Origin of the sequence: Rubellimicrobium mesophilum DSM 19309 (genome assembly GCF_000600335.2) — a bacterium.
Classification (GTDB): Bacteria; Pseudomonadota; Alphaproteobacteria; order Rhodobacterales; family Rhodobacteraceae; genus Rubellimicrobium; species Rubellimicrobium mesophilum.
Genome location: NZ_KK088554.1, coordinates 64861 through 91171 on the forward strand (window position 1 = coordinate 64861; position 26311 = coordinate 91171).

A 26311-nucleotide genomic window follows, 5' to 3' on the forward strand; every position below is an offset into this window, starting at 1 on the left:
AGATCCTGCAGACGGGCACGCTGCTCGTCGGCGCCGACGAGACCGCCGCCTGGGGCTACCCGACCTTCGACGGCTGGGTCGTGGACCGCGCCTTCGCGGAGGAGAACGCCGAGGCCATGGCGGCCTTCGCCCGCACCATGGACGCGGCGAACGCGGCCTACCTCGCCGACCCGGCCGCCTGGACCGCCGACAGCCCGCAGGTGGCGACCATCGCCGAGCAGACCGGGGCCGATCCCGCGCAGGTGCCGGGCATCCTCGCGGGTTTCTCCTTCATCCCGCTGTCCGAGCAGTTGGGCGAGACCTGGCTCGGCTTGGCGCCCGCGACGATGAAGATGACGGCCGACTTCCTGGTGACGGCCGGACGCATCGACGCCGCGGCCGACGACTACTCGGGCTTCGTCAACACCTCCATCGGCACGGCGGCCAGCCAGTAGCGCGGCGGCCAGGGGGCCGGGAGGAGCCCGGGCCTCGGCCTCCAAGGGATCACATCGGGGAGGCAATCCATGGGCCTGAACATCGCCGACGTGTCAGTGGTCTATCCGGCGGCGGACGGGCGTCCGCCCGTCGAGGCGCTCCGCCGGATCGACCTGTCGGTGGAGCGGGACGATTTCGTCGTGGCGCTCGGGGCGTCCGGCTGCGGGAAGTCCACGCTCCTGAACCTTATCGCGGGCTTCCTGTCCCCGACCTCGGGGAGCATCATGCTGGACGGCCGCCCGGTCGACGGGCCCGGCGCCGACCGCTCCGTCGTGTTCCAGAAGCACGCGCTCATGCCGTGGCTCGACGTGATCGACAACGTCGCCTTCGGCCTGATGCTGCGCGGCCTCCCCGAGGCCGAGCGCCACGCCACGGCGGGCCGCTTCATCGACCTCCTGGGACTGGGGGAGTTCCGCAGGTCCAAGGTCTACAAGCTTTCGGGCGGGATGCAGCAACGCGTCGGCATCGCCCGCGCGCTCACTTGCGATCCGCGCCTCCTCCTGATGGACGAGCCCCTCGGCGCGCTAGACGCGCTCACACGCGAGAAGGCGCAGGAACTGATCCTGCGGATCTGGCACGAGACCGGCAAAGCCGTGTTCTTCATCACTCACTCGGTCGAGGAGGCACTCTTCATGGGGACGCGCCTCATCGTCATGTCGCCCCGGCCGGGGCGCATCGCGCACCGCTTCGACCTTCCCTTCTCGCGGCAGTTCCTGGCGGGGGCGCCCGCACGGGAGGTCAAGGCCTCGCCCGAGTTCATCCGGCTTCGCGAGGAAGTTCTTCGCATCATCTTCGCCGACGAGGAGGCCGCGGCATGACCGACCAGACCCAGGCACCGACGCGCGCCCGCCCGTCCTCCTCCGGCTGGCTGACCCGCCTGACCCGCGCGGCTCCGACGCGCCCGGGCGAGACCTACGGGGTCCCCGGCTCCGGCGACACGACGTGGCTGTCCCTCGCCTCTATCGCGTTGCTCCTGTTCCTCTGGTGGATCGTCACCGCGACGGGATGGGTGAAGCCGCTCTTCGTGCCCTCACCGGGCGCGATCCTCCAGAAGTTCGCCGACATCTGGCAGAACGGCTTCACCAACACGTCCTTCCTGGAGCACATCGCCATCTCGACCGCCCGGGTCTTCGGGGCCTTCGTCCTCGCCTGCGCCCTGGGCATCCCGCTGGGCCTCGCCATGGGCATGAGCCCCCTGGTGCGCGGGATCTTCGACCCGCCCATCGAGTTCTACCGCCCCATCCCGCCGCTGGCCTACCTGCCGCTGATGATCATCTGGTTCGGCATCGGCGAGACGGCCAAGGTCCTGCTCATCTTCCTCTCGGTCTTCGCCCCCGTGGCCCTGGGCGCCCGCGCCGGCGTCAAGTCCGCCGCCATCGAGCAGATCCACGCCGCCTATTCCTTCGGGGCGACGCGCTGGCAGGTCATGCGCCATGTCATCCTGCCTTCGGCACTCCCCGAAATCCTGACTGCGATGCGCATCGGCGTGGGGTTCGGCTGGACCACCCTGGTCGCGGCCGAGATGGTCGCGGCGACGAAGGGATTGGGCTACATGGTCCTCTCGGCGAGCCAGTTCCTCCAAACCTCCACGGTGATCGTCGGGATCATCGTCATCGCCGCCATCGCCTACGCCTTCGACCTCCTGATGCGCGCCGTCGAGCGTCGGGTGGTCCCTTGGAAAGGCCGGATGTGAGGAGTGCCATGACTATCGTTCATCTCAAGACGGCGACCCGCACCCCTGAATCTGGACAGGAGGATGTCAGCGCGACTGTCGCCGCCATGCTGGCCCATATCGCCCAGGGCGGCGAGGCGACGGTCCGTGACTATGCCCGCGACCTTGACCGGTGGGAGGGCGACCTCCTCGTCACCCCCGAGCAGCGTGCCATGGCGGCCGATCGGGTGCCAGAGGCGCTGAAGGCCGACATCCGCTTCGCCCATGACAACGTCCGCCGCTTCGCGGAGGCGCAGCGCGCAACCATCTCGGACTGCGAGGTCGAGATCGTCCCCGGCCTCCTCGCCGGTCAGCGGCAGATCCCGGTCAGCGCGGCCGGCGCCTACGTCCCCGGCGGTCGCTACTCCCACGTGGCCAGCGCGATCATGACCATCACCACCGCCAAGGTCGCGGGCGTGACGCATGTCACCGCCTGCTCCCCGCCGCGTCCGGGCCAGGGCATCCCGCCCGCGATCCTCTACACAATGGACCTTTGCGGCGCCGACGCGATCCTGGCAGTGGGCGGCGTGCAGGGCATCGCCGCGATGGCCGAGGGGCTCTTCGGCCTGCCGCCCGTGGACATCCTCGTGGGTCCGGGCAACGCCTACGTGGCCGAGGCAAGGCGCCTCCTCTATGGGCGGGTGGGCATCGACATGGTCGCGGGCCCGACCGACAGCATGGTCGTCGCGGATGCCACCGCAGACCCGGACCTCGTGGCCTGGGACCTCGTCGGGCAGGCCGAGCACGGCCCGACCTCGCCTGTCTGGCTCGTCACCGACGACCGGCGGCTGGCCGAGCGTGTGCTCGACCTCGCCCCCCGACTCATAGAAGAACTCCCCGCCCCGAACGCGGCCAGCGCCCGCGCCGCCTGGGCCGACTGCGCCGAGGTGATCCTCTGTGCCACGCGCGAGGAGATGGCCGAGGTCGCCGACGCCACCGCGCCCGAGCACCTACACGTCCAGGCCGCCGACCTCGACTGGTGGCTCGGGCGGCTCCGCTCCTACGGGTCCCTCTTCCTCGGCGAGGAGACCACGGTGGCTTTCGGCGACAAGGCCTCGGGCCCGAACCATGTGCTCCCCACCTCGGGGGCGGCCCGCTACACCGGCGGGCTGTCGGTCCACAAGTTCCTGAAGACGGTGACCTGGCAGCGCGCCACCCGCGACGCCGCCCGGCCCCTGGCGTTGGCCACTGCGCGCATCTCGCGCCTTGAAGGCATGGAGGGCCACGCCCGCTCCGCAGACGTCCGGCTTGAGAGGTTCTTTCCCAGCGAACGCTTCGACCTTGCGGCCCCGCATGACGCCGTCTGATCTTGCGGAACTCCCCCCTCTGGGCTCAAGGGCCGGATCGGTGACCATTGGGGCGGCATCGCACTGGCCGTGACGATCGCGATGGCGGCGAGCTTCCTCTCCGAGCACTACGGCGCGCCAGCGATGCTCTTCGCGCTCCTGCTCGGTATGGCGTTCAACTTCATGGCCGTCGACCCGCGCGCTGCTCTGGGCCTCGGGTTGGCCTCTCGGACATTTCTGCGGCTTGGCGTTGCGCTCCTGGGCCTGCGCCTTACCTTCGCCGATGTCTCCCAACTCGGCTGGCCTCCGGTCCTCGGCATCGTGGCGCTCCTTGCGCTGACACTGCTATCTGGCCTCGTCATCGCCCGGGTTCTGGGCCGCCCGCTCGCCTTCGGCCTTCTGACCGGGGGCGCGGTCGCCATCTGCGGCGCCTCGGCGGCGCTGGCCATCGCCGCCGTGATCCCCAAGGCCCGCCTCCGCGAGGAGGACGTGCTGCTCACCGTCGTAGGGGTGACCGCCCTCTCCACGCTCGCCATGATCCTGTATCCAGTGCTCTTCGGAATGCTGGGCCTCACGGAGGTGCAGCAAGGCTATCTCATCGGGGCGACGATCCACGACGTGGCGCAGGTGGTGGGGGCCGGCTACTCGGTCGGCGAGAGAGCGGGCGACATCGCCACCTTCACCAAGCTCGAGCGGGTGGCGTTGCTCCCGGTCGTTCTTCTGACGATCGCCTTCGTTTATCGGGGCGAGGCCAGCCGGGGCGCGGGCCTCCCCTGGTTCGTGGTGGTCTTCGTGCTTCTCATGGTCCTGCGCAACCTACTTCCCTGGCCGGAGGTGGTCCTGTCCGCCGTGAACAACGCCTCCCGCTTTCTCCTGGTGACAGCCATTGCGGCCTTAGGCGTCAAGACCTCGCTTGGGCAGGTGTTCGCTACCGGCGGACGCGGATTGGCAGTGGTCGGACTCGAAACGTTTCTATTGTTGGGTATGGCTCTGGGCGCGATGCACGTGCTCGCGGTTGGTGGCTGAGCCTCGGCGAGGCGAGAGCCTTAGCTTCTTCGTCAGGTGAGGGCACGAGTGACTCCCTGCATGATCAACGTGGCCGGAACTACGATCCCGGGTGCCTCATGCCGTAAAAAGTCGAACGGGGACTGCGGCGCTCTGGCGCGGCCGGAACATCGCGGCGGGGGGGGGTTGTCCCGCGTCTTGAGCAAGGGAGGACACCATGGCCGAGCAGCACGACGGCGGATCGACGCGGGACGCCACCGAGATCCTGGCGGACGAGCACAAGGAGTTCCTGGCGCTGGTGGGCTCCATCGAGGGGGAGACGAGCCCGGCCGCGCGGCGCGAGCTCGCGGACACGCTGATCGCCGAGATCATGCGCCACGCCGTGGCCGAGGAGATGTACGTCTACCCGGCGATCAAGAAGCATGTCCCGAACGGCGCCGCCGAGGTGGAGCACGACAAGGAGGAGCACCAGGAGATCGTGCTTGCCATGAAGCAGATGGAGGACGTGGAGGCCTCGGACCCGCGCTTCATGGAGGGAGTCGTGCGGCTGCGGGACCTGCTGATCGAGCACGCGGGGAGCGAGGAAGGAGAGCAGTTCCCGAAGCTGCGCGCCCACATCCCGCGCGAGGAGCTTCTGGAAATGGGCGGGAAGGTGGAGGGGTGAAGCGGATCGCGCCCACCCGTCCGCACCCGAGCGCGCCGCATTCGGCGCTGTTCCACAAGCTCGTGGGACCGGGCGTGGGGTTCGTGGACCGGCTGCGCGACCGGCTGGAGGGTCGGCACACGGGCTGAGGTCTGCGCCCCGTCCCCGGATGGGGGCGGGGCGCGGGGGCGATCAGGCCGCCTGCGGGACCGCGCGCGGTTTGGACCGCCTTCCAACCGGCTCCTTGGAGGACGCGAACACGATGGCATTCAATGACCCTGGACAGCCGACGCCACGCCCCCGCGTCGACTCTTCTTTCGGCAGAGGAACTCGCCGACCTCGGGCCCACCCTCGCATAGACATCCGCGGCGATCATCGACGCGACCAGAGCAGTGAAGGTCTATCTCGCCTCGATGACCAAGATGACACTCACTTCCACGCCTCAAAGGTGGCTCCAAAGGCTGCGACGTCTTCAAGCTGAAGGAGCAAGGCAAGCTCTCATACCGGCCAACGCCTGAGCTGACTCGTTTGGCTCTTCCTGCCTGACTGGCTTGGTGATTCCCTTGCCTGATCGGGAAGGGAGGAGCCGATGGTTGTTGCATTGGAGATCCGGACGGACCTGAGCGCAGGGGAGTTGCGCACTTTGGGGCGGCGGGAGAAGGACCCGCGGGCGGCCTCGCGGATGTATGCCATCGCCCATGCGCTCGCGGGGCTGAGCCGGGCCGAGGCGGCGCGGCTCTCGGGCATGGAGCGGCAGGCGCTGCATGACGCGGTGGTGCGCTACAACGGGGAAAGCCTGGCCGGGCTGCACGACCGCCCCAAGGGCCGCCGCCGGCCAGTGCTGAGCGACAAAGAGAGTGCCATGCACAAGGACCTCGTGCTCGCCGGCCCTGATCTCGCCCGCCATGGCCGCACCGAGTGGACACAGCCATCTCTGGCCGAGGAGATTGCCCAGCGGTGGGGCAAGCGGCTGCACCCGGCCAGCCTGTCGCGGGTGCTGAGGCGGCTCGGATTGTCCAAGCAGAAGACCCGGCCGCGCCACCCGCAGACCAACGCTGAGGCGCAGGAGACCTTCAAAGGGGGGTCTCCTCGAGGCCCTGAGCCAGGTGGCTGCGGCGCATCCGGACCGCCGGATCGAGTTGTGGTTCGAGGACGAGGCGCGAGTGGGTCAGAAGGGGCGCACCACCCACCGCTGGTGGCTGCGTGGTCAGCGCCCGTCGGGCTTGTGCGACAAGCGCTTTACGTCGGCCTACCTCTTTGCCGCCGTGGAACCCGCCACCGGGGCCGAGGTGGCGCTCGTGCTGCCCACCGTCTCGACGGCCGCGATGAGCCGCTTTCTGGCCGAGCTGTCCACCCAGATCGCTCCGGACACCCACGCCGTGCTCGTGCTCGACCAGGCGGGCTGGCATGGGGCACGCGCTCTGGTCGTACCTCCAAATCTCACCCTGGTGCCGCTGCCGCCCTACAGCCCCGAGCTCAACCCCGTGGAGCGGCTGTGGCTTTACCTACGCGAGCGGTATCTCTCGCACCGCCTGCTCGAGGACTACGGGGCCGTTGTGGACGCGTGTTGCGCCGCTTGGACTGCCCTCATCCAGGAGCCCGGACGCATCCAGTCCCTCACCAGCTACCCCTGGCCGCCATGCCTGAATTCATAAGCTGGGCGGTATGAGATCCACGAGGTAATTGATGGCATAAGCGAAGGTCACCTTGCGCGAGCCTTTGGATGTCCAAGCCGCAGTGGGGTCGGTGAGCGACAGCGCCTTGGCCGGGGCGGGCTCGGCCGACAGACGCTCGGGTTGAGCCTCTTCAGCCGTCGCTTAGCCAGCCTGGGCCGAGGCCGCATCCAGCGCGGCCAGGTATTCCCGCACAGGGCGCGTGGCGCTGTCCGGGTCCGACTGCTCCGGAGGCAGCGTGGGTCCCTCGACCCGCTGGGCGTAGCTTACGTCGGCCTAGATCACGCTCGCGTCGATGGCGAAGACCTCGCCCCCGACCAGGCCAGCCGACATGCAGGACCCGACCACCCGCTCGAACACGCGGCGGAACACCTCAGCTTCCCGGAAGCGGCCATGCCGCGCCTTGGAGAAGGTGGAGTGGTCAGGAACGGCGCCGTCCAGCCCCAGCCGGCAGAACTAGCGGTAGCCCAGGTTGAGGTGGACCTCGTCGCACAGCCGGCGCTCGGACCGGATGCCGTAACAGTAGCCCACCAGCAGCTTCCGGATCATCAGGTCGGGGTCGATCGAGGGACGGCCCGTGCAGCTGTAGAAGGGCGCGAGCTCGGCCCGGAGCCACGACAGGTCCAGCACCTCATCAATGCGCCGAAGCAGGTGTCCTGTTGGGACATGCCGCTCAAGGCTGAACTCGTAGAAGAGCTGCGCCACCTCGACCTGACGCCCCATCATGGTCCCGCACCCCTCACCTGACGGGATCATACCTCAGGGGAAATCGGAGCGGGGTTTTTCAACGGCATTCGAGAATTTTGCACATCCGCATCTTGCGGCAGAGCCACCTTCTTCCAGAAGTGTGAACCGTCGCCTGGCGGCGCCTCGAACCCGCAGGCCGCATAGACGGCTTGGGCGGCGTGGTTGTCCGGCTTGGTGCCGACCACCAGGACGTCGCAGTCGAGGGCCCGCGCGAGACGGGTGGACGCGTCGATGAGGCTGCGGCCGATGCCAAGGCCGCGGACGTCCGGATCGACGGTAAGCGGTGTCTGGACCGCACCTTTCGTTTGGGCATGTGAGGGGCGAGGCTGACGGTCTCTGATATGGGATCGTTTCGTGTCTGGACTTGAACCTACGCTTGGGCCGATGCGCGTGCCGCGTCGCATCGAGGTGATCAACGGGGCTGGCGGGCGGCGGCGCTGGTCGGACGACGACAAGGCGCGCATTCTAGAGGAGACGCTCGTGCCCGGCGCGGTGGTGTCGGAGGTGGCGCGCCGGCATGGGCTCACGCCCCAGCAGGTGTTTGGCTGGAGGCGGGAGGCGCGGCGCGCGTCAGCCGCGGCGCTCGAGGGGGCAGCCTTCGTGCCGGCTCTGGTCGAGGTGCCCTCCGCCCGGCCCGAGCCTCAACCGTGCCCGGAGCCGCGGCGGCGATCCGCGCGCCGATCGGCTGCGGAGGGGATCGAACTGGAGATCGCGGGCGTGGCGGTCCGGATCGGCCCTGGCGCGAGCCCGGAGGCGATCGCGGCGGTGATCCGCGCCCTGAAGGCCGGACCGTGATCGGTCCCTCGGGTCAGGTCCGGGTGCTGGTCGCGACCCGTCCTGTGGACTGCCGCAAGGGTGCGGATGGCCTGGCGGCGCTCGTGCGCGAGACGATGGGCGCCGACCCGTTCTCCGGGGCGGTCTACGTGTTCCGGGCCAAGCGCGCCGACAGGGTGAAGCTGATCTTCTGGGACGGCAGCGGCGTGGTGCTCATCTCCAAGCGGCTCGAGGAGGGGGAGTTCCGCTGGCCGAAGGTGCAGGACGGCGCCATCCGGCTCACGGCCGCCGAGTTCTCGGCCCTGTTCGAAGGGCTGGACTGGCGGCGTGTCCATGCCGCGCAGCGCCCCCGGGCCCCGGTGGCGGCGAGCTGAGCTGCGGCGCCCCGCGAGGATCGAGACGCTCGCCAAGGGCGTTGCGGCGTGATTCACTGCGCGCCGTGACCACGCCCGCCGACATGCTCCCCGACGACCCCGGCCGGCTCAAGGCGATGCTCCTGGCCGAGCGCGCCGAGAGCGAGCGGCTGCGCCAGATCATCAAGGAGCTGCAGCGCCATCGCTTCGGGCGCCGCGCCGAGGCGCTGTCCGAAGACCAACTCCTGCTCGCCTTGGAAGAGGTCGAGCAGGTCGAGGCGGCTGGCCAGGCCGAGGTCGAGGAGAGCCGACCGGCCGAGCGGGCCGCCCACGCGGCCCGGCGCCGAGCGAACCGGGGGGCGCTTCCCGCGCATCTGCCGCGCCTCGAGACCACGGTCGACGTGGAGAGCCTGGTCTGCCCGTGCTGCTCGGGTGCGCTGCATCGCATTGGCGAGGATGTGGCCGAGCGCCTGGATGTGGTGCCGGCCCAGTTCCGCGTCCTGGTGGTGCGCCGGCCCAAATACGCCTGCCGTGCCTGCGAGGACATGATCGTGCAGGCGCCGGCGCCCGCCCGCCTGATCGAGGGTGGCCTGCCCACCGAGGCGGCTGTCGCCCAGGTTCTGGTCTCGAAGTATGCCGACCACCTTCCGCTGTATCGCCAGGCGCAGATCTACGCCCGCCAGGGGATCGCGCTCGATCGCTCGACCCTCGCCGACTGGGTCGGGCGCGCCGCCTTCCTGCTCCGCCCGGTGCATGCGCGCCTGCTGGAGAAGCTGAAGGCCTCGCCGCGGCTGTTTGCCGACGAGACCACGGCGCCTGTGCTCGATCCCGGACGGGGCCGCACGAAGACCGGCCAGCTCTGGGCCTATGCGCACGACGATCGGCCCTGGGGCGGGGCGGACCCGCCGGGTGTCGCCTATGTCTACGCCCCCGATCGCAAGGCCGAGCGGCCCATCGCGCACCTGGCCGGCTTCCAGGGCGTGCTGCAGGTGGACGGATACGGCGGCTACAAGGTCCTCGCCGAGCGCGGGGAGGTGCGGCTCGCCTTTTGCTGGGCGCATGTGCGTCGCCGCTTCTACGAACTCGCCGGCGCCGGCCCGGCGCCGATCGCCAGCGAGGCGCTGGCGCGCATCGCCGCGCTCTACAGGGTCGAGGCGGAGATCCGCGGCCGCGACGCCGAGGCGTGCCGTGCGGCGCGCCAGGAGCGAAGCCGGCCCGTCGTCGAGGCGCTCGAGCCGTGGCTGCGCGAGAAGCTCGCGCTCCTCAGCCAGAAGAGCACGCTCGCCGGGGCGATCCGCTACGCCCTGTCCCGCTGGGCGGGCCTGAGCCTGTTCCTTGAGGACGGCCGCGTCGAGATCGACTCCAACGTGGTCGAGCGGGCCATCCGCCCGCTGGCCCTCAGTCGCAAGAACGCGCTGTTCGCCGGCTCGGATGGCGGGGCGGAGCATTGGGCCGTGCTGGCCTCGCTCATCGAGACGTGCAAACTCAATGGCGTCGAGCCGCACGCCTACCTGGCCGACGTGATCACCCGCATCGTCGAGGGCCACCCGAACAGCCGCCTCGATGAACTCCTGCCCTGGGCCTATCCCAGCCCATCCGCCCTCACGGCCGTGGCCTGAAAACAGCGCTTACGATCGACGTAGAGGTGCTGGAGGTACATGCGTCTGAGGCCGAAGGGCGTCTGCGCAGGCGGACAGGACGCGGCGTAGCCCACGAGGGAGCCGCCCACCTCAGCCACCAGGGTCCACAGCCAAGGTGCATCCCCCAGAACATCACGTGCGAGAGTGTCGAGACTCACGCGAGCGGTGTCTCCGTGGTGCGCCGCCAACGCCGTCACCATGCGCAGCAGGTCTGGCAGGTCCGGCTGCTCGACTCTTCTGACATGCACCTCAGGCCGGCCGTCCACGTCTGTGTTTGTGCTTTCCATTCGGCATCGTAGCATAGCCACGATCACCAGTGCCTGGTGCAAAATTTCAAGAGAAACGCACAACTCCTGCTCGTAACGCGTTCAGTGCTGCACTACGCGGCGGATCCAGATCTCGCTCAGGTGGTCGACACGACAGCTCCGGCTGGCGCAGGGTCTCGCTCGTCAGTCATCTCCTCGGCACGCCGTGGCTGTCAGGAACAGTGCGGGTGTGATCCCGTTCCCCTCTGACACGCAAGTGTAGGGAAGGGGGCGATCGGGTGCTGGGGAAGCGACATTTGGGGGGCTAAGGGATCTCAGACTACGGACACCGTAACGCCAGAGCCACCATGAGAGACCTCCTATGATCGATCTCTTCGAAAGCTGGAGCGGCGTGGGTCGCGTGCTCCTGGTAGGCACGCTGGCCTATGCGGGGCTCGTGCTGGTGCTGCGCGTCACCGGCAAGCGCACCCTGTCCAAGATGAACGCCTTCGACCTCGTGGTCACCGTGGCTCTCGGCTCGGCGCTCGCGTCGACCATGCTCTCCAAGAGCGTGCCGTTGGCCGAAGGGTTGGTCGGCATGACGCTCCTGGTGCTGCTCCAGTTCACCGTCACCTGGCTCTCGGTGCGGTCGGACCGTGTGCAGGAACTCGTGAAGGCACAGCCCACGATCCTGCTTCACCGGGGCGCCTGGCAGCGCGCGGCCATGACGCGGGAGCGGGTGACCGAGGAGGAGGTGCTAGCGGCCCTGCGCAGCCAGGGGGGCCAAGAGGGTCGACGACACCACCACGGTGGTGATCGAGACGGACGGCTCCCTGTCGGTCCTGGCCGGCTCGCCCTTGGGCGAAGGGCCCTCCAGCCTGGCCAATATGGCCCAGCCGAGCGATCCGGATCGGGACCCGTGACCCGCTCGCGGCTCCAGCTCTTCCTCTCGCGCATCCTGCGGGCGCTATGGTTCCGTCCGGCGCTGTATGCCGCGGCGGCTCTGGCGGTGCTGCTGGTGGCCCCCGACGTGGCCCGGCTGCTCCCCGATGGACTGATGAAGGTCATCGGCCTGAGCGGGGTCTACGATCTCCTCAATGCACTGGCGAGTACGCTGCTGACCGTGGCGATCTTTTCGCTGGGGATCCTGGCCACCTCGCTGCGGGCCACGGCCCAGGGCGCCACGCCCCGGGTGCGGCCGCTCCTGTCCGAGGACCGGACGGCGCGGAACGCCATCTCCACCTTCATCGGCGGCTTCGTCTTCGCCGTGGTCGGCATCGTGATCCTGTCCACGGGCTACTACAGCGACGCCGCCAAGGTGCTGATGTTCTTCGTCACCTGCGTCCTGATCCTGGCGCTGATCGTGGCGCTCGTGCGCTGGATCGGGCGGCTGAGCCGGCTGGGAGGCGTGGCCGAGTCCATCGACCTTGCGGAGGAGGCCACGCGCCGCGCGCTCCTCGATCTTGCGGCGGGGCCTGTGCTGGGCGGAACACCCACAGCCAGACCCCTGTCTGGAGGCCACGCCATCGGCCCTGGCGCCCCCGGCTTCGTGCAGGCTGTCGACGTGGGCGAGCTTGGCGTCCTCGCGAAGGAGCTTGACGTGGACCTCCACCTCCTCGCCCGGCCCGGCGCCTTCGTCGGGCCCGGACAGCCGCTTCTGCTCACCAGCCGACCCCTCATGGCAAAGGACCAGGAGCGCCTGCGCAAGCCATTCGTGATCGGCCACCAGCGCACCTTCGAGGCGGACCCGCGCTTCGGCCTCGTAGTGCTGTCCGAGATTGCCTCTCGCGCGCTCTCGCCCGCCGTCAACGACCCCGGCACGGCTATCGACGTGATCACCACCTCCACGCGCCTCCTGAGCGAATGGAGCACCGCGGCGGCTCAGGCCCGGCCCGAGGTTCGCTGTCCCCGCCTTTCCGTGCGGCCGATCACCGTGGAGCAGCTCCTTGAGGACGCCTTCCGCTGGATCGCGCGGGACGCGGCCGGGACGGCGGAGGTGCAGGTCTGGCTGCTGAAGTGCCTTCGGATGCTGATGGCCCAGGATCCGGATCGGTTCGGGCCGCCGGTCCGTGCGCTCGCCCGGGAGACGCTGGCGCGGGCCGAGCAGGCCCAGGGGCTCCCCAGCGAGCTGAAGGAGTTGCGCGCCCTGGCCGGGGAGGTCGAGCGGGCCTGATCAGGATTGGCTGTTCTGGCGCGCCGGTCGGGGCTGCGGTCCGTCGCGGCGGGGCGGCCAGCCTTCGCGCTGCTCGCCCCGGATTCCATCCACCTCCTCGGTCTGGTCGTGGAGGAGCACGACCTGCGTCGGGAAGGGCATGTCGATCCCCGCCCGGTCCAGCGCGTCCTTGATCGCCTCGATCACCCGTCCCTGGACATGGACCACGTCGGTGCGGTGGCTGTCGGTCCACCATCGCACCTTGAGGTTGACGCTCGACCCGGCGAGTTCCCAGGCGAGCACGTCCGGGCCCGGGTCGGCCTCCACGTCATCGAGATCGCGGATGGCGGCCAGGATCGCCTCCCGAGCGGCCGGGATCTTGTCGCCGTAGCCGATGCCCACGAGGTATTCGGAGCGTCGCTTCGGAAAGGCGGTGTTGACCGTCACGGCGTTGGTGAAGACGTCGGCGTTGGGGATGATCGCGCGCCGGCCGTCGTAGGTACGGATCATGGTGGCGCGGGTCTCGATCCACTCGACCCGGCCCTCGTAGCCGTTGACCACGATCTCGTCGCCGACCCGGAAGGGCCTGCGGATCAGCAGCAGGAGCCCCGCCAGCCAGTTCTGGAGGATGTCCTTGAAGGCGAAGCCGATGGCGACGGAGCCGATCCCGAGCCCCGCGATGAGGTCGCCGGGCCGGAAGGTCGGAACGATGATGATCAACGCCACCAAGGCGCCCGCCAGGATCACCACCCACTTGAGGAAGGAGCCCAGCACCGCGCCCAGGTTGTCCCGGTCGTGCCGCTTGCCCCAGCGCTGGAGCGAGCGCTGAACGGACCAGCCGATCCCGGCTGCCACGAGCAGGAGTACCAGCGCCACGACGAGGTTGGGCAGGAGCCGCTGGAGGCCCTCCACCCAGGACTGGATCTTGTCGAGGATCACCCCGGGGTCGCGCTGGACGGCCTCGCTCAGCGTGTCGGGCGTCTGATCGACGGTGGGGCCGGCGTCTGGCGTTTGAGCATAGGCCTCGAACATGGGCGACGTGCCGTCCCTCGGAGCATGGGTAGTGCCGAGAACCTAACTCCCTGAGCGGAGCCGGCCAGTTCAGCCGTCTCAAGGGTGTTGGACACGACGGTGAACGTGGTGCGCGCTTCGAAGTTCGAGAGCCGGCGTCACTATGAGCGAGTGCATCAATTAAGCAGACCGTGTGAGAACCGGGCGGGCTATTCTGACCGGTGAGTGGGCCGCCGTGGCATCCTCGACTATGGCACATCTTGCTGGACATGACCGCTCGCAGCTTCTTCTCCTGCCGGAGGCAGTCAATGACTATGTGGGTCCGGACAACCCGGTCCGCTTCATCGAGGCCTTTGTGGATGAGCTGGATCTCGGGGCCGCTGGCTTCGCGCGCGTGGTGCCGAAGGCGACGGGTCGGCCGGGCTACCACCCCGCCGACCTGCTGAAGCTCTAAATCTACGGCTACCTGAACCGGGTGCGCTCGAGCCGGCGCCTGGAAGCGGAGACCCACCGCAACGTCGAGGTGATCTGGCTTTTTCGGGGCTTGAAGCCGGACTTCAAGACCATCGCGGACTTCCGCCGTGACAACCGCGCGGCCCTCCGACCCGTGCTCCGGGCCTTCGTAGTCCTCTGCCGCCAGCTTGACCTGTTCGGTCGCGAACTGCTGGCCGTGGACGGTACCCGCATCAAGTGCGGTCAACAACAATGACCGCAGCTTCACCCGGGCGGCGCTGACCAGGTTCGTTCAACAAGCGGACGAGAAGCTGGCTGGATACCTGAAGGACCTAGACACAGGCGATACTGACGAGGACCGAGTTGGCGCCAGCAATGGCTCCTCTCATAAAGGCCCACGCCTGGCCGAGAAGATCACGGCCGTCCGGGGCAAGCGCGAGCGGCACAAGGCTCTGCTGGAGGAGTTGGACCGCACCGGCGAGGACCAGATATCTCTGACCGACCCGGACAGCCGGGTCATGGCCCGCATGACCAAGGTGGGCGTGGGCTACAATGTCCAAGTCGCCGTTGACACCAAGCACAAGCTGATCGCCGAGCAAGAGGTTCACAACCAGGTCCTCGACCTGGGGCTGCTGGCATCCACGGCGAAGGCCGCCATGGAGGCGCTCAGGGTCGAGACGATTGAGGCCGTCGCCGACCGGGGTTACTTCAAGATCGAGGACATCGAGGCCTGCGAGGTGGCCGGGATCACCCCTTACGTCCCCAAACCGGTGCGAGGCTCGTCCGTGCGCGAGGGCTTCTTCGCCAAGGAGCAGTTCCGCTTCGACCCGGCCACGGACACCTTCATCTGCCCTGGCGACCAGACCCTGCGGCCCTGTCGACGCGGAAGGTCACGCAACAACGTCAAGATCGACTACAGCAACCGCAAAGCCTGTCTGGCCTGCCTCTTGCGACCGCGCTGCACCTAGATCTACCGGCACGTCTCGCGCCTGGAGAATGAGGCCGTGCTCGACCGCATGGCCGCACGGCTCGCCGCCCGTCCCGAGATCCTCGATCAGCGAAGGATCTCTGTGGAGCACCCCTTCGGCTCGATCAAGCAATGGATGCATCAGGGCGCCTTCCTGGTGCGCCGGCTGGACAACGTCCGTGGCGAGTTCAGCCTGACGGCGCTCGCTTACCACATCCGACGCGCCATCAGCCTGGTCGGGGTGCCCGGCCTGATCGCCGCCGCAAAGGCGTGAGGGCGCGACCCAGATCGCCATGGCCGGTGACAGGTCGAGCGCGACCACGACGGGGGTCTCGGGCCCGGAGACGGTGACGAGCACCGGGTTGGTGGGTCCGTAGGCCGTGGCGTAGGCCTTCATGCCCGTGCCGCTAGAGACCGCGGCGATGGCCTCGGCGACCTGCTCGTCCACCGAGAGGACGTGGGCGGCGGGCGTGACCGCGAGGCGGTCGCCGTACTCGGGCAGCACGGTGGTCAGGATCATCATCCCGAAGCCCGTCACCGCGAGCAAGAGGAGGATCGGGATCACGAACAGCCCGGCGTAGAAGTATCACCGCCAGGCGGCGAAGTAGAGCTTGTTCAGCTTGGGCGAGGTGGAGGCCGGCGCAGCCGAGTCGGGGGCGGCCGCAGCCGTGTCAGGGAAGGCAGTCATGGATGTCTCGTCATCTGAGGTGCCGTGGCAAGCACGGCCCGGAAGCGGGCGCGGGGAGCGCGGCCCTGGCGTCGGGTCTCAGAGGGCGAGGACAGGCGGGCCGCGCGCGGGCGGGGTGCGGGCGTGGATCTCCGGCGGGGTGGCGGCGGCGGCGGCGATCCAGGGGAGCGGGTGCCGGACCACGATGAGCGGTGGCAGGCCCAGGCCGGGCATCTCCGCGAAGGCGCCCGCGATGAGGCAGATCGAGCAATGCGCCGGCATCTGCTGATGGTGGTCCATCGGCCGGTGCGAGGTGCCGCAGGTCGCCGAGGTCGCGCCCATCGGCATCGCGTGCCCGACCTGCTCCATCGGCTTGGCGCAGGTCGTCGGAGCGCCGTCGGCCATCGCCTCGTCCGCCAGGGCCATCGACATCGACATGCTGCCCGAGGCCGCCAGCGCGACGGCCAGCAGCAGCACGAGAGCCACGTCGATGAGACGGCGGACCAGGCTCACCGAGGGCCTAGGTGGCGATCGAGAAAGAGGCCGTCCAAGTTATCACTGTCTCCATGGCTGGCCGTCTTGGGACGGCTCTGATGCGCATTCTATTCGTCGGAGATACCGCTGCCGGCGCCCGCCCACCTTGACCTAGCGCAAACCGGGACAGCGGTTTCGGGATGGATCATGGAGACCCGTCCCGGCGCGAGCCGGGCTGTTTCCTGGGATGCGCCCCTCGACATGAGAGCGGCCCGACCTCGTCATCGTGCGGGATCCCTCATGTCTCGATGTCCTGAGCTCGGGCACCTGCGATGGGACGCGGGGAGAAGCTCCAGGCCAGGATCGTCAGGGTTCCGAACCCGCATCGGGCGGCCGTTCTCTGTAACGCAGGAGCCATGCTGCGGCCTATCTTATCTCGATGGCAACTCTCGCGGTCTGGCGCTCGAAGTCGGAGATCAGCGCCTGGAGTTCGAACTCCCATTCGCCCGGAACCCCCAGCACCAGATCGTTGACCTGCCACGCTCCAGGGCCGTCCTTCTGGGCAGGCCGTTACAGCGGCGCGATCCCCTTCTCGGGGTTCGACAGGCGCAGCATGACCTTGGCCACGTCGAGGGGCTGCCCGATGTGGTTGGTGACCGCGATGGCGACGTCGTTGATCCCGATCCGGCCTGGCGCGAGCGTCACCTCGGCCATGAAGTTCGTCGCCATGTGGCTCAGGCGCTGTTCGGTGGGCATGTGCCCGTGCTCCTGGTGGGCGTGGGCGTCCTGAGCCTCCGTTGTCCCATCGGGGAGGAGAGCCCGAGGCGGCGGGGTCGTGCCCAGGGTCGCCGTCGCGATCAGGATCCCGATGACCAGTCCCACTTCGCCAACGATGGACCAGCCGAGCCGGCGCGGCGCGTCGGGGTCCCCGCGCCTCAGGGCCGGCGTCAGTCGCAGCCGGTTGAGAGCAGCCTGGCCGACGAGCCCTGCGACCAGCGCCAGCTTGACCAGGAGCACCCGTCCATACATAGTTGGTCGTCGCCAGCGCCTCGGGGCGGCGGACCTGCAACCAGGCCAGGGCCAGTCCCGTCGCAACCAGGGCAGCCACGGCCCAGACCGCGATCGTGGAGAAGCGCTGGAGCAGGCGCCCGGCCTCCTCGGGCCGTCCCGTCAGAGCCCGGTGCAGCGGCACGAGCGAGCCCACCCAGAAGCCCGCGAGGCTCACGTGCGCGAGCAGCGGGGGCCAAGTGAGCCAGTGCGGCCCGGCGGTGACCACATGACCGGTGAAGAGGAGGCTGCCCAGGGCCAGGGCCGCCCTCATGACGCTCAGGAGGCCTGAGACGGACTCCGGCTGATTGAGTCGCGGGGGACGGGATTCCCGGGCTGGCCCGGCTTGTTTATCGTCCGCTCCGACGATCAACGGAGGCGGGCATGGCCAAGGTGGTGGCACATCTGAGCCTGGCGGAGCTTCAGGCGGGATACCGAACCAGCGGGGACGCCAAGCTGGCGCGGCACTACCAGGTGATCTGGTTGCTGGCGCAGGGACGGAGCTGTGCGGACGTCGCGCAGCTGACGAGCTTGGCGCGGCGCTGGGTCGAGCAAACTGCTGGCCCGCTACAACGCCTTTGGACCGTCGTCGCTGGGCGACCGGCGGCGAGGCAACGGCGCCAAGGCGACGATCCTGACGCCGGCTGTTCTCGATGTGCTCCGCGAGCGGCTGACGAGTCCGCCCGACGACGGCGGGGTCTGGACCGCGAAGAAGGTGGCGGCCGTCATGGCGGCCGAGCTTGGGCTGGCGAAGGTGGCTGAGCAGCGCGGCTGGGAGGCGCTGCGCGCCATTGGCTGGACGATCCAGCGGCCCCGGCCTCGGCACGCCCGCGCGGCGGGGGCCGAGGCGCAGGCAGAGTTCAAAAAAGCCTTGCCAAAGCCGTCGCGGGGGAGGCGGAGCGCCATCCTGGCACAGTCATCGAGGCCTTCGCCACCGACGAGCACCGCCTCGGGCTGAAGCCGATCTTGCGCCGCGTCTGGGCGCCCCGCGGCGAGCGGCCCGTCGCGGTCGGACATCACCGCTTCGAGTGGCTCTACGTCACCGCCTTTGTCTCACCCAAGACCGACGAGAGCTTCTGGTATCTTTCGACCGGCGTCTCCAAGCGCGACTTCGAGGACATGCTTGCGCTTTTCGCCCGGGAAGCCGGCGCCGGCCGGGACCGCATCATTCTCCTCGTGCTCGACAACGCCGGCTGGCACAGCCCACCCGGTCTCACCATCCCCGAGGGCATCTTCCTCGTCTACCTGCCGCCCTATACCCCCGAGCTCCAGCCCGCCGAGACGCTGTGGGTCCACCTCGACGAGCCGGTCGTCAACCGGCACTTCGACAGCCTCGCCGAACTCGACGCCGTCGTCGCACGTCAGTGCGTTCGCCTCACCGCCGATCGCGATCGGATCAGAGGCCAAGCCGGCTTCCACTGGTGACCCGATCGTGCCGTCCCGAACTGATCAGCCGGAGACCGTGTCACCCATGCCATGCCGCCCGCAGACGTGAGCGGGATAGAGGAGGAGCGGGCCAAGATCGTCACTTGGATTCGAACCGGGCCCTCGGGTCTGGCCGAACTGGCCCTGAACTGAGGAACGGACCGGGCGGAAACGCTGGGCAGGGGAGACGACGGGACAACGCGACCCGGAGGAGGCTGCCGCCTTCGGCGCGAGGGAGCCCAGGCCTCTCCACCTCTCCTGCGCGCGTCGTCCTCGTAGCAGCGCCTTAGGGATGATGCCTTACGCGGAGCCAGCCTCGAACGACGTCTTCGTGCCGCTGGACGCCTCGGGGCGGCGTTGACCCGCACGGGCAGACCTCCTAAGTCTGGTCCGCCGGTCGCAAGGTCGGCGCACGTTCTCAGGGCGGGGTGAAAGTCCCCACCGGCGGTAAGGTGGCAACACCAAGCCCGCGAGCGCGCCGCGACACGGTGGTCAGCAGATCCGGTGCGATTCCGGAGCCGACGGTATAGTCCGGATGAAAGAGAACGGGACAACGCCGGGGAAGGGCGCGCCCACGGACGGGCGCCGCCCTGCCGTGGCGACCTCCCGTAACCCTGGGGAAACTGGTTACGGAAAGGATCGACATGAGCCAGGTTTCCTCGTCCCCCAAGGCCCCCGTCCTCGGGGCGTCCTTCATGCTCGGCGCGGGCCTCGCCTTCGCCGTCACCAACCTCCTGACCCTGGCGCTGACCTACCGGCTGGGCCTGCCGTCGACCTCGGTCGTGCTCTGGCAGTACATCCTTGCCACCCTGTTCGCGCTGCCCCTCATTTGCCGCATCGGCCTCGGCGCGCTGCGGACCCGCCACCCCGCCTGGCACGAGGCGCGGGCCTTCCTGTCGGCGCTGGGCGTGCAGGTCTTCGCGCTCGGCTTCGCCACCGGCGTGCCCGTGTGGCAGATGGTGGCGCTGTCGATGACCGGCCCGTTCTTCGTCGTCACCGGCGCCACGCTCTTCCTGGGCGAGCGGCTCTCGGCCCGCCGCATCGGCGCGACGGCCCTGGGCTTCGTCGGCGCTGTCATGGTCGCGCAGCTCGGGACCGAGCAGTTCACCTGGGGCTCAGCCCTTCCGGTCTTGGCCGCCGCCTGCTGGGGCAGCGTCTCGGTCCTCACCAAGTACCTGTCGCGCGACGAGGCGCCCGAGTCCCTCACGCTCTACATGCTGGTGCTGATCACGCCGAACCACCTCCTAATCGGCCTCCTCGTGGGCCTTGCCGCGGCGGTCCTGCCAGCCGGCCTGGGCGCGGGCTCCGGCCTCGCGCTCCCGCACGGCCAGGCGCTTGGCCTCATGCTGCTCTTGGGGCTGGTCACGGCAGCGGCGCAGTACCTCCTCAGCCTTGCCTACAAGGTGGCGGACGCAACCTACCTGCAGCCCTTCGATGACCTGAAGCTGCCGCTCAACACGCTGCTGGGCTGGATCGTGCTGTCCCAGGTGCCGGCCCCTGTTCTGGCCGGGAGCGCTGCTCATCCTCGGCGCCTCGTCCTGGCTCCTCTGGACGGAGACGGACCGGGCCCGTCCCGCTCGGGGGGGCGCGGCCGCAAAGTTCCGGGGAGCCTCCTGATGCGCAGCAGTCCGCCGGCTACGAGGAGGCAGACGGCATCGAAGATGAAGGGGGCTGCCCTAGCCCCGAGCCGTCCGGTCGCGGCGCGCTTCGTCCGCCAGGGCGGCGAGCAGCAGGGCCGTCGAGGCGGCGCCCGGGTCCACATGGCCCCGGGCGCGCTCGCCGAGCTTGGCAGCCCGGCCACGGCGAGCCAGGAGAGGGCCGGTGGCGTCCCGCCCCTCGGCCGCCGTCCGGGCTGACGCTGCAAGGATCGCGGCCTCGTCTTCACCCGCCTCAAGGGCCGCCCGCGCCGCTCGGGCCGCGGGCGCCCAAGCGTCGAGCATGGTCTTGTCACCTTCGGACGCGCCACCCCTCTCGGCGATGCCCCTGGCCATGGCCTCGATCCAAAGGGTCGTGTGCAGGGCGTCCAGGTCGCGCCGATGTGCGACGGCCTCGCCGGCCCGCGCAAAGGCCGTCGCGTAGAGCGGCCCGGCCGAGGCCCCGACAGCGTCGAGGAACGCATCGGCCGCGGCCCGGCAAAGGCTCGCAATCGAGGCGTCCGATGGCAGCGCTGCCAGCGCCGCCGTCACGGCCCGCCATCCCGTCTCCATGGTGACGCCGTGGTCACCGTCGCCGAGCGCGCCGTCGAGAGCGGAGAGGTGGTCCCGCGCGGCGACGAGTTGTTCGCCGGCATGGCCAAGCATGGCGCGGAATCGGGCGGGCGAGATCGCCCCGCCGGCCTCAAGCGCGCCTTCGCTCTCCTGTGTCGGCACCGTCGCGACGAGTTCCCGAGCTGGGCGGCGCGGGGTTGCCATGGCCGGCGCAGGCTCGCCCGCCACGAGCGCGGGCGTGCGGCAGGGATGGGCGAGGAGGCGGTCGAGGTCGGGGTCCAGCTTCATCAACGTGACGGAGGCGCCCGCCATCTCCAGCGAAGTGACGTACTCCCCTGTCCAGGACCGGCGGATCGTCACCCCCAAGTCACGCAGGCGCGCCGCCACGCGGCGGTGCAGGATGAGAAGTTCCATCAGCGACGTCGACCCGAGGCCGTTCACCAGCACGGCCACGGCATCGCCCTGCGTCAGCCCCAGCTCGCGCAGCAGCGGGTCCAGCAGGCGGTCGGCAACCTGGTCGGCAGTCTCCAGCGCGATCCGGGCGATACCGGGCTCGCCGTGGATGCCCATGCCGACCTCCATCTCGCCCGCCGGGATCTCGAAGTTCGGGCGCCGGGTCTGAGGGAGAGAGCAGGGGGAGAGCGCCACGCCCATTGAGCGGACGTTGGCGTTAGCGTGGCGGGCGAGCCGTTCGACCTCCGGGAGCGGCAGGCCGAGGTCCGCGGCCGCGCCCGCGCACTTGAAGACGAAGAACCCCCCGGCGATGCCGCGTCGCTCGTGCTCGCGCCCCGGCGGGGCCGAAGCGGCGTCGTCGGTCACAAGGATGGTGCGCGCCTCGATGCCCTCGCGGCCCAGCCGCTCGACGGCCATATCGAAGTTCATCACGTCGCCAGCGTAGTTCCCGTAGAGGAACAGGACCCCGGCGCCGCCATCGGCTGCCCGCGCGGCGTCCATGACCTGGCTCGGCCCCGGCGAGGCGAAGACGTTGCCCACGGCGGCCGCGTCGGCGAGGCCGCGCCCCACGTACATGGCGAAGGCGGGCTCGTGCCCCGAGCCGCCGCCGATGACGATGCCGACCTTGCCGTCGCGCGGCCCGTCGAGCGCGGCGATGGCGCGGCCTGTGGGGCCTGGGCGGTGGAGGAGGTCCGGAAAGGCGCCCACGAGGCCCTCCAGCATCTCGTCGATCACCGCCTCGGGCGCGTTAATGAGCTTCTTGGTCTCATCGGCCATGTCGGTCCCTCCCCTCCGCCGATCCTGCCGGGCGGCGGACCGGGCTGCCAGATCAGACTTTGAGGTCCTGGACCCCGCTGTCGATGTGCGGCGCCCAGAAGGCCACGCTCTCGGCCAACTCGGCGACCACGCGGTGGTCGTGGTTCGCGCTCCTTCCAGGAGAGCTCCAAGCAGATCTCGTTGTTCCGGGCCCCCGCCCTCGGCGAAGGCGGCGAGCAGCGGCTCGGGCCGGATGCGGCCGCTTGCGTTGTGGCGCGCAACGAAGGGCCTGTGACCGCCCTTGTCCATCATCGACTGCTTGATGTGGATGATGGGCGAGAAGGGCGGCACCGCGCGAGCCCAGGCGTAGGGGTCGGTGTCGTCGGGATTGGGAGAGGTTACGTCGCCGTGGTCGATATCGGCCATCATCCACATCGGCACCGCCATGTTTGCGGCGGACAGGCGCGCCTGGAGTTCCAAACAGGCCGCGATGGTCTCGCCGAACTCGCGGCCGACCGACATCGGCTCCCAGAAGACGTAGGCGAGGCCGGCGGACTTCGCGTGCTCGGCGACCTCGGCCCAGCAGTCGATGGCGATCCGGATCAGCTCCTCGCGACGGGCGGGGTCGTCGTAGTCCTTGTAGGTAAAGATGGCGAACTGGGTGCCGACCGAGTGGCCGCCCAAGTCGCCGGTGATGTCGGCGAAAGTCTTGAACCAGTCCACGTAGTAGCGCCGCACGTCGCGGTCCGGGTGGCCGAAGTGGTTGAGCCGCCCGTAGGGCCCGGTCATGCCGGAGGTGACGCGCACCCCAGTCCGTTCCAGCGCCCGGTCCATGTCCCGCGCCAGCCGCCGGACCACCGGGGCGGGCCAGGACGGGTTGATGAACTCGTGCGTGAGTTGGAGGTCGCGGATGCGGATGTCGTGCGCAACCGTCTCAATCAGGTCCGAGGGCTCGGCGAAGCGGTTCACCAAGGGGTTGGTGTTGAGCGAGAGCGTCAGGGTCATGTCAGAAGCTCACCTGCGGGGCGGGCGTGGCCTCGGCGTCGACGCGGCGCGCGCCGGCCCGGTCCTCCGAGTCCGCGACGTGGGCCGTGAACCACTCGTCGAAGGCGCGGCGCTGCTCGGGAGTCATGTGCAGCACTTCCTTGGTGCGCCGCCAGAGCACGTCCTCGCCTGTGCGGGCCCATTCATGAGCGTGGAGGTGGCGGGCCTCGGCCTCGTAGAGCTGCGCCCCGAAATGGCGGCCCAATCCGGCGAGGGAGGTGGCGCCCGCCACGACCTGCGTGGCGCGGGCGCCGTAGAGCCGGACGTAGTGGTGCGACAGCGCGCGAGGCATCCACGGATGGGCGGCGCGGAACTCCTCCATGAACTGCACGATGTCGGCGTCGCGGACCTCGCCCCCGGGCAGGGGGGCGTCGCGGGTCCAGGCAGGCCCCATCTGCGGAAAGACACCCCTGAGCTTCTCCATGCCCCGCTCGGCCAACTCGCGTCGTGAAGGTGGTAATCTTGCCACCAAAGATGTTGAGAAGGACGGCGCCCCCCGTGTCGTCCACGTCGAAGACGTAGTCGCGCGTCACCGCCGAGGGGTTGCCCTTGCCGTCGTCAAAGAGTGGCCGGACGCCCGAGAAGGTCTCCAGCACGTCCTCGCGGCGCAGCTTCTCCTTGAAGTAGCGGTTCACGGCGGCGAGGAGGTAGGCGACCTCCTCCTCCGAGGCGGTCACATCCTCGACCCGGCCCTCGTAGGGGATGTCGGTGGTGCCGATCAGCGCCTTGTTCCATTCGTAGGGGTTGATGAAGATCACCCGCTTGTCGTGGTTCTGCACGAGATAGGCGTGCTCGCCGTGCCAGAACTTCGGGACGATGATGTGGCTGCCCTTCACGAGCCGCACGTTGCGGCTGGAGTTGGACCCCGTGACGCGGTTGATGATGTCGGCGACCCAGGGGCCCGCCGCGTTGGCGACGGCGCGGGCACGGACCACGCGATCCTCGCCCGAGAGGGAGTCGTGGAGCGTGACTGTCCAAGCCCCGTTCTCGCGCCGCGCTGAGGTGACCGCAGTGCGGGTGAGGACCTCGGCCCCCTTCTCGGCGGCGCTGACCGAGTTCAGGACCACAAGGCGGGCGTCATCCACCCAGCAGTCCGAGTACTCGAAGCCGCGAGTATACTTGTCGAGGAGTGGCGCCCCCTCGGGGTCGCGGCGCAGGTCCAGCGTGCGCGTGCCGGGCAGCTTCTTTCGGCCGCCCAGGTGGTCGTAGAGAAAAAGCCCCGTGCGCACGAGCCAGGCGGGCCGGTCGTCGGGCGAATGCGGCAGCACGAATCGCATGGGCCAGATGATGTGCGGGGCGGCGTTGAGCAGCACCTCGCGCTCAATTAGCGCCTCTCGCACCAGGCGGAACTCGTAATACTCGAGGTAGCGCAGGCCCCCATGGACGAGCTTGCCCGACCGCGAGGAGGTTCCCTGCGCGAGATCGTCCTTCTCGCAGAGGATCACCGACAAGCCACGCCCGGCCGCGTCACGAGCGATCCCCGCCCCGTTGATGCCGCCACCGATGACGACGAGATCCACGCTGTCCTTCATGGGGCGTCTCCTGTGCTGCGCTGGCCAAGGGCGGCCCAGGCGGGGGAAAGGCCGCGACGCGCGGCGAGGTAGGCGGGGAAGAGGCTGTCGTAGGCGGCGACGAGGGACGAGTCCGGCGCCTCGGGCGCGCCGAGGAGGGGGACGACCCACTCGTCGATGCAGGCTGCCATGGAAGGATAGGCGCCGATGGCGACAGCGGCCATCATTGCGGCGCCGGCAGCGCCCGCCTCCTCGCGGGAGGAGACGCGGACGCGCGCGCCGGTGGCGGCGGCGAGCACGCCCCGCAGCGACCGGGACCGTGCAGCGCCACCGGTGAGGCGAAGCTCCGAGGGCAGGGGGCCCATGGCGGCGTAGCAGTCCCGCATCGCCATGCCGAGCCCCTCGACGACGGCGCGCAGGAGGTCGGGGAAGCGGTGCCGCTGCGAGAGGCCGTTGAAGCCCGCGCGCGCCGAGGCGTCCACGAAGGGTCCGCGCTCGCCGGCCTCGGAGATATAGGGGTGGAAGAGCAGCTGAGCGGGGGCGCTGCAGGCCAGCCAGCCCTCGACCCGGCCCACGAGGTCGGCGGGCGTCGCCTCGATCCCCCAGTCGGCCAGCACGTCGCGGGCGAGGGAGAGCGCCCAGTCGAGGTTCAACGTCGCTGCCATGTTGGTCTGCACCTGCGTGACCATCCCCGGTACTGGCAGGAGGATGGCGTAGCCGGTGCCTTCGTCGTTGAGGTGGAAGTCCTCGGAGCGGACGGCGCGCATATGGACGCCGGTTGAGCCGACGGTCGAGCAGGCCACCCCGGGCTCGCCCGTATGGACGCCGGCGCCGAGCGCGGTCATCACCATGTCCACGTAGCCGAGCGAGACCGGCGTGCCCGCCCGGAGCCCGGTCTGCTTGGCGGCCTCGGCAGTGAGCGGGTGCGTGACCTCGGTCCCGTCGAGGATGGGGGGGAGGAGGCGACGCCAAGTGCCTAGCCCGAGCGCGTTGATGGCGGCATCGCTGTAGGTGCGGCTGCGGAAATCGCCGAAGGTGAAGGAGGCCTCGGACGGGTCGGTGGCGCGGACTCCGGTCAGGTTGAGGTAGAGCCAATCCTTGCAGTGAAGCGCGGCCTCGGCCCGGCCCAGGAGGTCGGGGGCGGTCGCCGCCATGTGGGCAAGCTGCGAGCCCTGCTGGCAGGTGTTGAGGCCAGTGCCGGTGGCCTCGAACCGCGCCCGCTCCCCGGCGCCGGCGGCGAGCCGGCGGACGGTGGGCGCCGCGCGGGCGTCGAGCCAGAGCCAGGCATCGGCCACCGGCCGGTCGTCCGCGCCGACCAGCCAGGTGCCATCGCCCTGCCCGGTCACGGCGAGCGCGGCGGTTCGTTCGGCGAGGTTCTCCACCCGTTCGCCCAAGTCGCGCAGGGCCCGCGCGCAGTCCTCCCAAGTTCGGTCTAGGGGCTGTGTGACCGCGCCGCCCGGGCCCGCGTCGTATCGGTTGGGCACCGACGCCGCCGCGACCTGCCGGCCGGACAGGGTGAAGGCCACGGCCTTGATCACCGAGGTGCCGGCATCGATTCCGAGGATCAGGTCTGAGCCGTTGGGCATGAACGTC

General features: G+C 69.6%; 23 protein-coding genes, 5 pseudogenes and 1 riboswitch. Of the genes and pseudogenes, 18 read left to right on the top strand and 10 right to left on the bottom strand.

Going from position 1 to position 26311, the window contains the following annotated elements; genetic code table 11:
- Nucleotides 1-80 precede the first annotated feature (80 nt).
- The 9 genes and pseudogenes from RUMESO_RS26070 (at nt 81) to RUMESO_RS25630 (ending at nt 6774) form a co-directional block, all read left to right on the top strand.
- Nucleotides 81-434, top strand: a complete 354-nt coding sequence (locus tag RUMESO_RS26070; protein WP_211262767.1) for a hypothetical protein — start codon at nt 81-83, stop codon at nt 432-434.
- Between the two features lie 69 nt (nt 435-503).
- Nucleotides 504-1292, top strand: coding sequence for a taurine ABC transporter ATP-binding protein (locus tag RUMESO_RS03650; RefSeq protein ID WP_037278145.1), 789 nt, complete (start codon nt 504-506; stop codon nt 1290-1292).
- A complete protein-coding gene (locus RUMESO_RS03655) occupies nt 1289-2167 on the top strand; it encodes an ABC transporter permease subunit (protein ID WP_037278146.1) in 879 nt (292 codons plus the stop codon). Before RUMESO_RS03650 ends, RUMESO_RS03655 begins: the two co-directional genes overlap by 4 nt.
- Before the next feature lie 8 nt (nt 2168-2175).
- A complete protein-coding gene (hisD, locus tag RUMESO_RS03660) occupies nt 2176-3492 on the top strand; it encodes a histidinol dehydrogenase (RefSeq protein WP_037278147.1) in 1317 nt (438 codons plus the stop codon).
- 57 nt (nt 3493-3549) lie between these two features.
- Nucleotides 3550-4497 (top strand): YeiH family protein, encoded by a 948-nt coding sequence (locus RUMESO_RS03665; RefSeq protein ID WP_281177531.1) that lies wholly within the window; start codon nt 3550-3552, stop codon nt 4495-4497.
- 196 nt (nt 4498-4693) lie between these two features.
- Nucleotides 4694-5140: a hemerythrin domain-containing protein gene (locus RUMESO_RS03670; protein ID WP_211262768.1), complete on the top strand. Its 447-nt coding sequence runs from the start codon at nt 4694-4696 to the stop codon at nt 5138-5140.
- The gene (locus RUMESO_RS27650) at nt 5137-5268 is read left to right on the top strand and encodes a hypothetical protein (protein ID WP_281177523.1); all 132 of its coding nucleotides are present in this window, start codon (nt 5137-5139) and stop codon (nt 5266-5268) included. The genes RUMESO_RS03670 and RUMESO_RS27650 overlap by 4 nt, the downstream gene beginning before the upstream one ends.
- Nucleotides 5269-5801: 533 nt before the next feature.
- Nucleotides 5802-6185 (top strand): annotated as a pseudogene (locus RUMESO_RS28325) (winged helix-turn-helix domain-containing protein); the annotation flags it as partial.
- A 31-nt stretch (nt 6186-6216) separates the two neighbouring features.
- Nucleotides 6217-6774, top strand: coding sequence for an IS630 family transposase (locus tag RUMESO_RS25630; protein WP_051520987.1), 558 nt, complete (start codon nt 6217-6219; stop codon nt 6772-6774).
- A 15-nt stretch (nt 6775-6789) separates the two neighbouring features.
- Here the strand turns inward: RUMESO_RS25630 and RUMESO_RS26785 are convergent.
- Together RUMESO_RS26785 and RUMESO_RS23880 are read right to left on the bottom strand one after the other, a co-directional pair.
- Nucleotides 6790-7518: pseudogene (locus RUMESO_RS26785) on the bottom strand (transposase); the annotation flags it as partial.
- A 26-nt stretch (nt 7519-7544) separates the two neighbouring features.
- Complete coding sequence (locus tag RUMESO_RS23880) at nt 7545-8003, bottom strand: GNAT family N-acetyltransferase (RefSeq protein ID WP_082483340.1); 459 nt, start codon at nt 8001-8003, stop codon at nt 7545-7547.
- Here RUMESO_RS23880 and tnpA point away from each other — a divergent pair.
- The 4 genes from tnpA to RUMESO_RS03705 all read left to right on the top strand — a co-directional run bounded on the left by tnpA (nt 7894) and on the right by RUMESO_RS03705 (nt 12724).
- Entirely contained in the window at nt 7894-8334 is a 441-nt protein-coding gene (gene tnpA, locus RUMESO_RS03685) for an IS66-like element accessory protein TnpA (protein ID WP_037278150.1), read from the top strand. The genes RUMESO_RS23880 and tnpA overlap by 110 nt on opposite strands.
- Nucleotides 8331-8687 carry an IS66 family insertion sequence element accessory protein TnpB gene (gene tnpB, locus RUMESO_RS03690; protein WP_037278151.1) on the top strand — a complete coding sequence of 119 codons (357 nt, stop codon included), beginning with the start codon at nt 8331-8333 and terminating at the stop codon, nt 8685-8687. The genes tnpA and tnpB overlap by 4 nt, the downstream gene beginning before the upstream one ends.
- A gap of 65 nt (nt 8688-8752) precedes the next feature.
- Nucleotides 8753-10285: an IS66 family transposase gene (gene tnpC, locus RUMESO_RS03695; RefSeq protein WP_037278152.1), complete on the top strand. Its 1533-nt coding sequence runs from the start codon at nt 8753-8755 to the stop codon at nt 10283-10285.
- A gap of 648 nt (nt 10286-10933) precedes the next feature.
- Entirely contained in the window at nt 10934-12724 is a 1791-nt protein-coding gene (locus RUMESO_RS03705; RefSeq protein WP_342670718.1) for a DUF2254 family protein, read from the top strand.
- On the opposite strand, the gene RUMESO_RS03710 is transcribed toward RUMESO_RS03705, so the two are convergent.
- Entirely contained in the window at nt 12725-13735 is a 1011-nt protein-coding gene (locus RUMESO_RS03710; RefSeq protein ID WP_082483341.1) for a mechanosensitive ion channel family protein, read from the bottom strand.
- 229 nt (nt 13736-13964) lie between these two features.
- On the opposite strand from RUMESO_RS03710, the gene RUMESO_RS26075 reads away from it, so the two are divergent.
- The 3 genes from RUMESO_RS26075 (at nt 13965) to RUMESO_RS26085 (ending at nt 15135) form a co-directional block, all read left to right on the top strand.
- Complete coding sequence (locus tag RUMESO_RS26075; protein WP_211262770.1) at nt 13965-14168, top strand: hypothetical protein; 204 nt, start codon at nt 13965-13967, stop codon at nt 14166-14168.
- A gap of 12 nt (nt 14169-14180) precedes the next feature.
- Nucleotides 14181-14423 carry a transposase gene (locus tag RUMESO_RS26080; protein WP_281177532.1) on the top strand — a complete coding sequence of 81 codons (243 nt, stop codon included), beginning with the start codon at nt 14181-14183 and terminating at the stop codon, nt 14421-14423.
- Nucleotides 14424-14631: 208 nt separating this feature from the next.
- The gene (locus RUMESO_RS26085) at nt 14632-15135 is read left to right on the top strand and encodes a hypothetical protein (RefSeq protein ID WP_211262772.1); all 504 of its coding nucleotides are present in this window, start codon (nt 14632-14634) and stop codon (nt 15133-15135) included.
- On the opposite strand, the gene RUMESO_RS26790 is transcribed toward RUMESO_RS26085, so the two are convergent.
- The 4 genes and pseudogenes from RUMESO_RS26790 to RUMESO_RS28330 all read right to left on the bottom strand — a co-directional run.
- Nucleotides 15058-15699, bottom strand: a complete 642-nt coding sequence (locus tag RUMESO_RS26790) for a hypothetical protein (RefSeq protein ID WP_245639127.1) — start codon at nt 15697-15699, stop codon at nt 15058-15060. The two genes, RUMESO_RS26085 and RUMESO_RS26790, sit on opposite strands and share 78 nt — an antisense overlap.
- Before the next feature lie 201 nt (nt 15700-15900).
- Nucleotides 15901-16314, bottom strand: coding sequence for a hypothetical protein (locus RUMESO_RS03725; RefSeq protein WP_037278154.1), 414 nt, complete (start codon nt 16312-16314; stop codon nt 15901-15903).
- A gap of 531 nt (nt 16315-16845) precedes the next feature.
- Nucleotides 16846-17304, bottom strand: a complete 459-nt coding sequence (locus tag RUMESO_RS03730) for a copper resistance D family protein (protein WP_051520991.1) — start codon at nt 17302-17304, stop codon at nt 16846-16848.
- 52 nt (nt 17305-17356) lie between these two features.
- Nucleotides 17357-17596 (bottom strand): annotated as a pseudogene (locus RUMESO_RS28330) (copper transporter); the annotation flags it as partial.
- Nucleotides 17597-17977: 381 nt separating this feature from the next.
- On the opposite strand from RUMESO_RS28330, the pseudogene RUMESO_RS28335 reads away from it, so the two are divergent.
- Nucleotides 17978-18181 (top strand): annotated as a pseudogene (locus RUMESO_RS28335) (winged helix-turn-helix domain-containing protein); the annotation flags it as partial.
- A complete protein-coding gene (locus RUMESO_RS03740) occupies nt 18118-18747 on the top strand; it encodes an IS630 family transposase (protein ID WP_245639140.1) in 630 nt (209 codons plus the stop codon). The pseudogene RUMESO_RS28335 and the gene RUMESO_RS03740, both read left to right, overlap by 64 nt.
- Nucleotides 18748-19157: 410 nt before the next feature.
- Nucleotides 19158-19298: riboswitch (FMN riboswitch) on the top strand.
- Nucleotides 19299-20423: 1125 nt separating this feature from the next.
- Here the strand turns inward: RUMESO_RS03740 and dhaL are convergent.
- The 3 genes and pseudogenes from dhaL to RUMESO_RS03760 form a co-directional block, all read right to left on the bottom strand.
- Nucleotides 20424-23168: a dihydroxyacetone kinase subunit DhaL gene (gene dhaL, locus RUMESO_RS26795; RefSeq protein WP_245639128.1), complete on the bottom strand. Its 2745-nt coding sequence runs from the start codon at nt 23166-23168 to the stop codon at nt 20424-20426.
- A gap of 1 nt (nt 23169) precedes the next feature.
- A pseudogene (locus RUMESO_RS03755) lies at nt 23170-24739 on the bottom strand (glycerol-3-phosphate dehydrogenase).
- Complete coding sequence (locus RUMESO_RS03760; protein ID WP_037278158.1) at nt 24736-26304, bottom strand: FGGY-family carbohydrate kinase; 1569 nt, start codon at nt 26302-26304, stop codon at nt 24736-24738. Before RUMESO_RS03760 ends, RUMESO_RS03755 begins: the two are co-directional and overlap by 4 nt.
- Nucleotides 26305-26311 lie beyond the last annotated feature (7 nt).

What these genes read in the sequence shown, in the direction of transcription:
- dhaL (WP_245639128.1), bottom strand. Translation starts at nt 23,168, where the DNA reads ATGACCCTGACGCTCTCGCTCAACACCAACCCCTTGGTGAACCGCTTC.
- RUMESO_RS03710 (WP_082483341.1), bottom strand. Translation starts at nt 13,735, where the DNA reads ATGTTCGAGGCCTATGCTCAAACGCCAGACGCCGGCCCCACCGTCGAT.
- RUMESO_RS03670 (WP_211262768.1), top strand. Translation starts at nt 4,694, where the DNA reads ATGGCCGAGCAGCACGACGGCGGATCGACGCGGGACGCCACCGAGATC.
- RUMESO_RS26075 (WP_211262770.1), top strand. Translation starts at nt 13,965, where the DNA reads ATGGCACATCTTGCTGGACATGACCGCTCGCAGCTTCTTCTCCTGCCG.
- RUMESO_RS03705 (WP_342670718.1), top strand. Translation starts at nt 10,934, where the DNA reads ATGATCGATCTCTTCGAAAGCTGGAGCGGCGTGGGTCGCGTGCTCCTG.
- RUMESO_RS03650 (WP_037278145.1), top strand. Translation starts at nt 504, where the DNA reads ATGGGCCTGAACATCGCCGACGTGTCAGTGGTCTATCCGGCGGCGGAC.
- hisD (WP_037278147.1), top strand. Translation starts at nt 2,176, where the DNA reads ATGACTATCGTTCATCTCAAGACGGCGACCCGCACCCCTGAATCTGGA.
- RUMESO_RS03760 (WP_037278158.1), bottom strand. Translation starts at nt 26,304, where the DNA reads ATGCCCAACGGCTCAGACCTGATCCTCGGAATCGATGCCGGCACCTCG.
- RUMESO_RS03655 (WP_037278146.1), top strand. Translation starts at nt 1,289, where the DNA reads ATGACCGACCAGACCCAGGCACCGACGCGCGCCCGCCCGTCCTCCTCC.
- RUMESO_RS03730 (WP_051520991.1), bottom strand. Translation starts at nt 17,304, where the DNA reads ATGTATGGACGGGTGCTCCTGGTCAAGCTGGCGCTGGTCGCAGGGCTC.
- RUMESO_RS23880 (WP_082483340.1), bottom strand. Translation starts at nt 8,003, where the DNA reads ATGCGCGCCTTGTCGTCGTCCGACCAGCGCCGCCGCCCGCCAGCCCCG.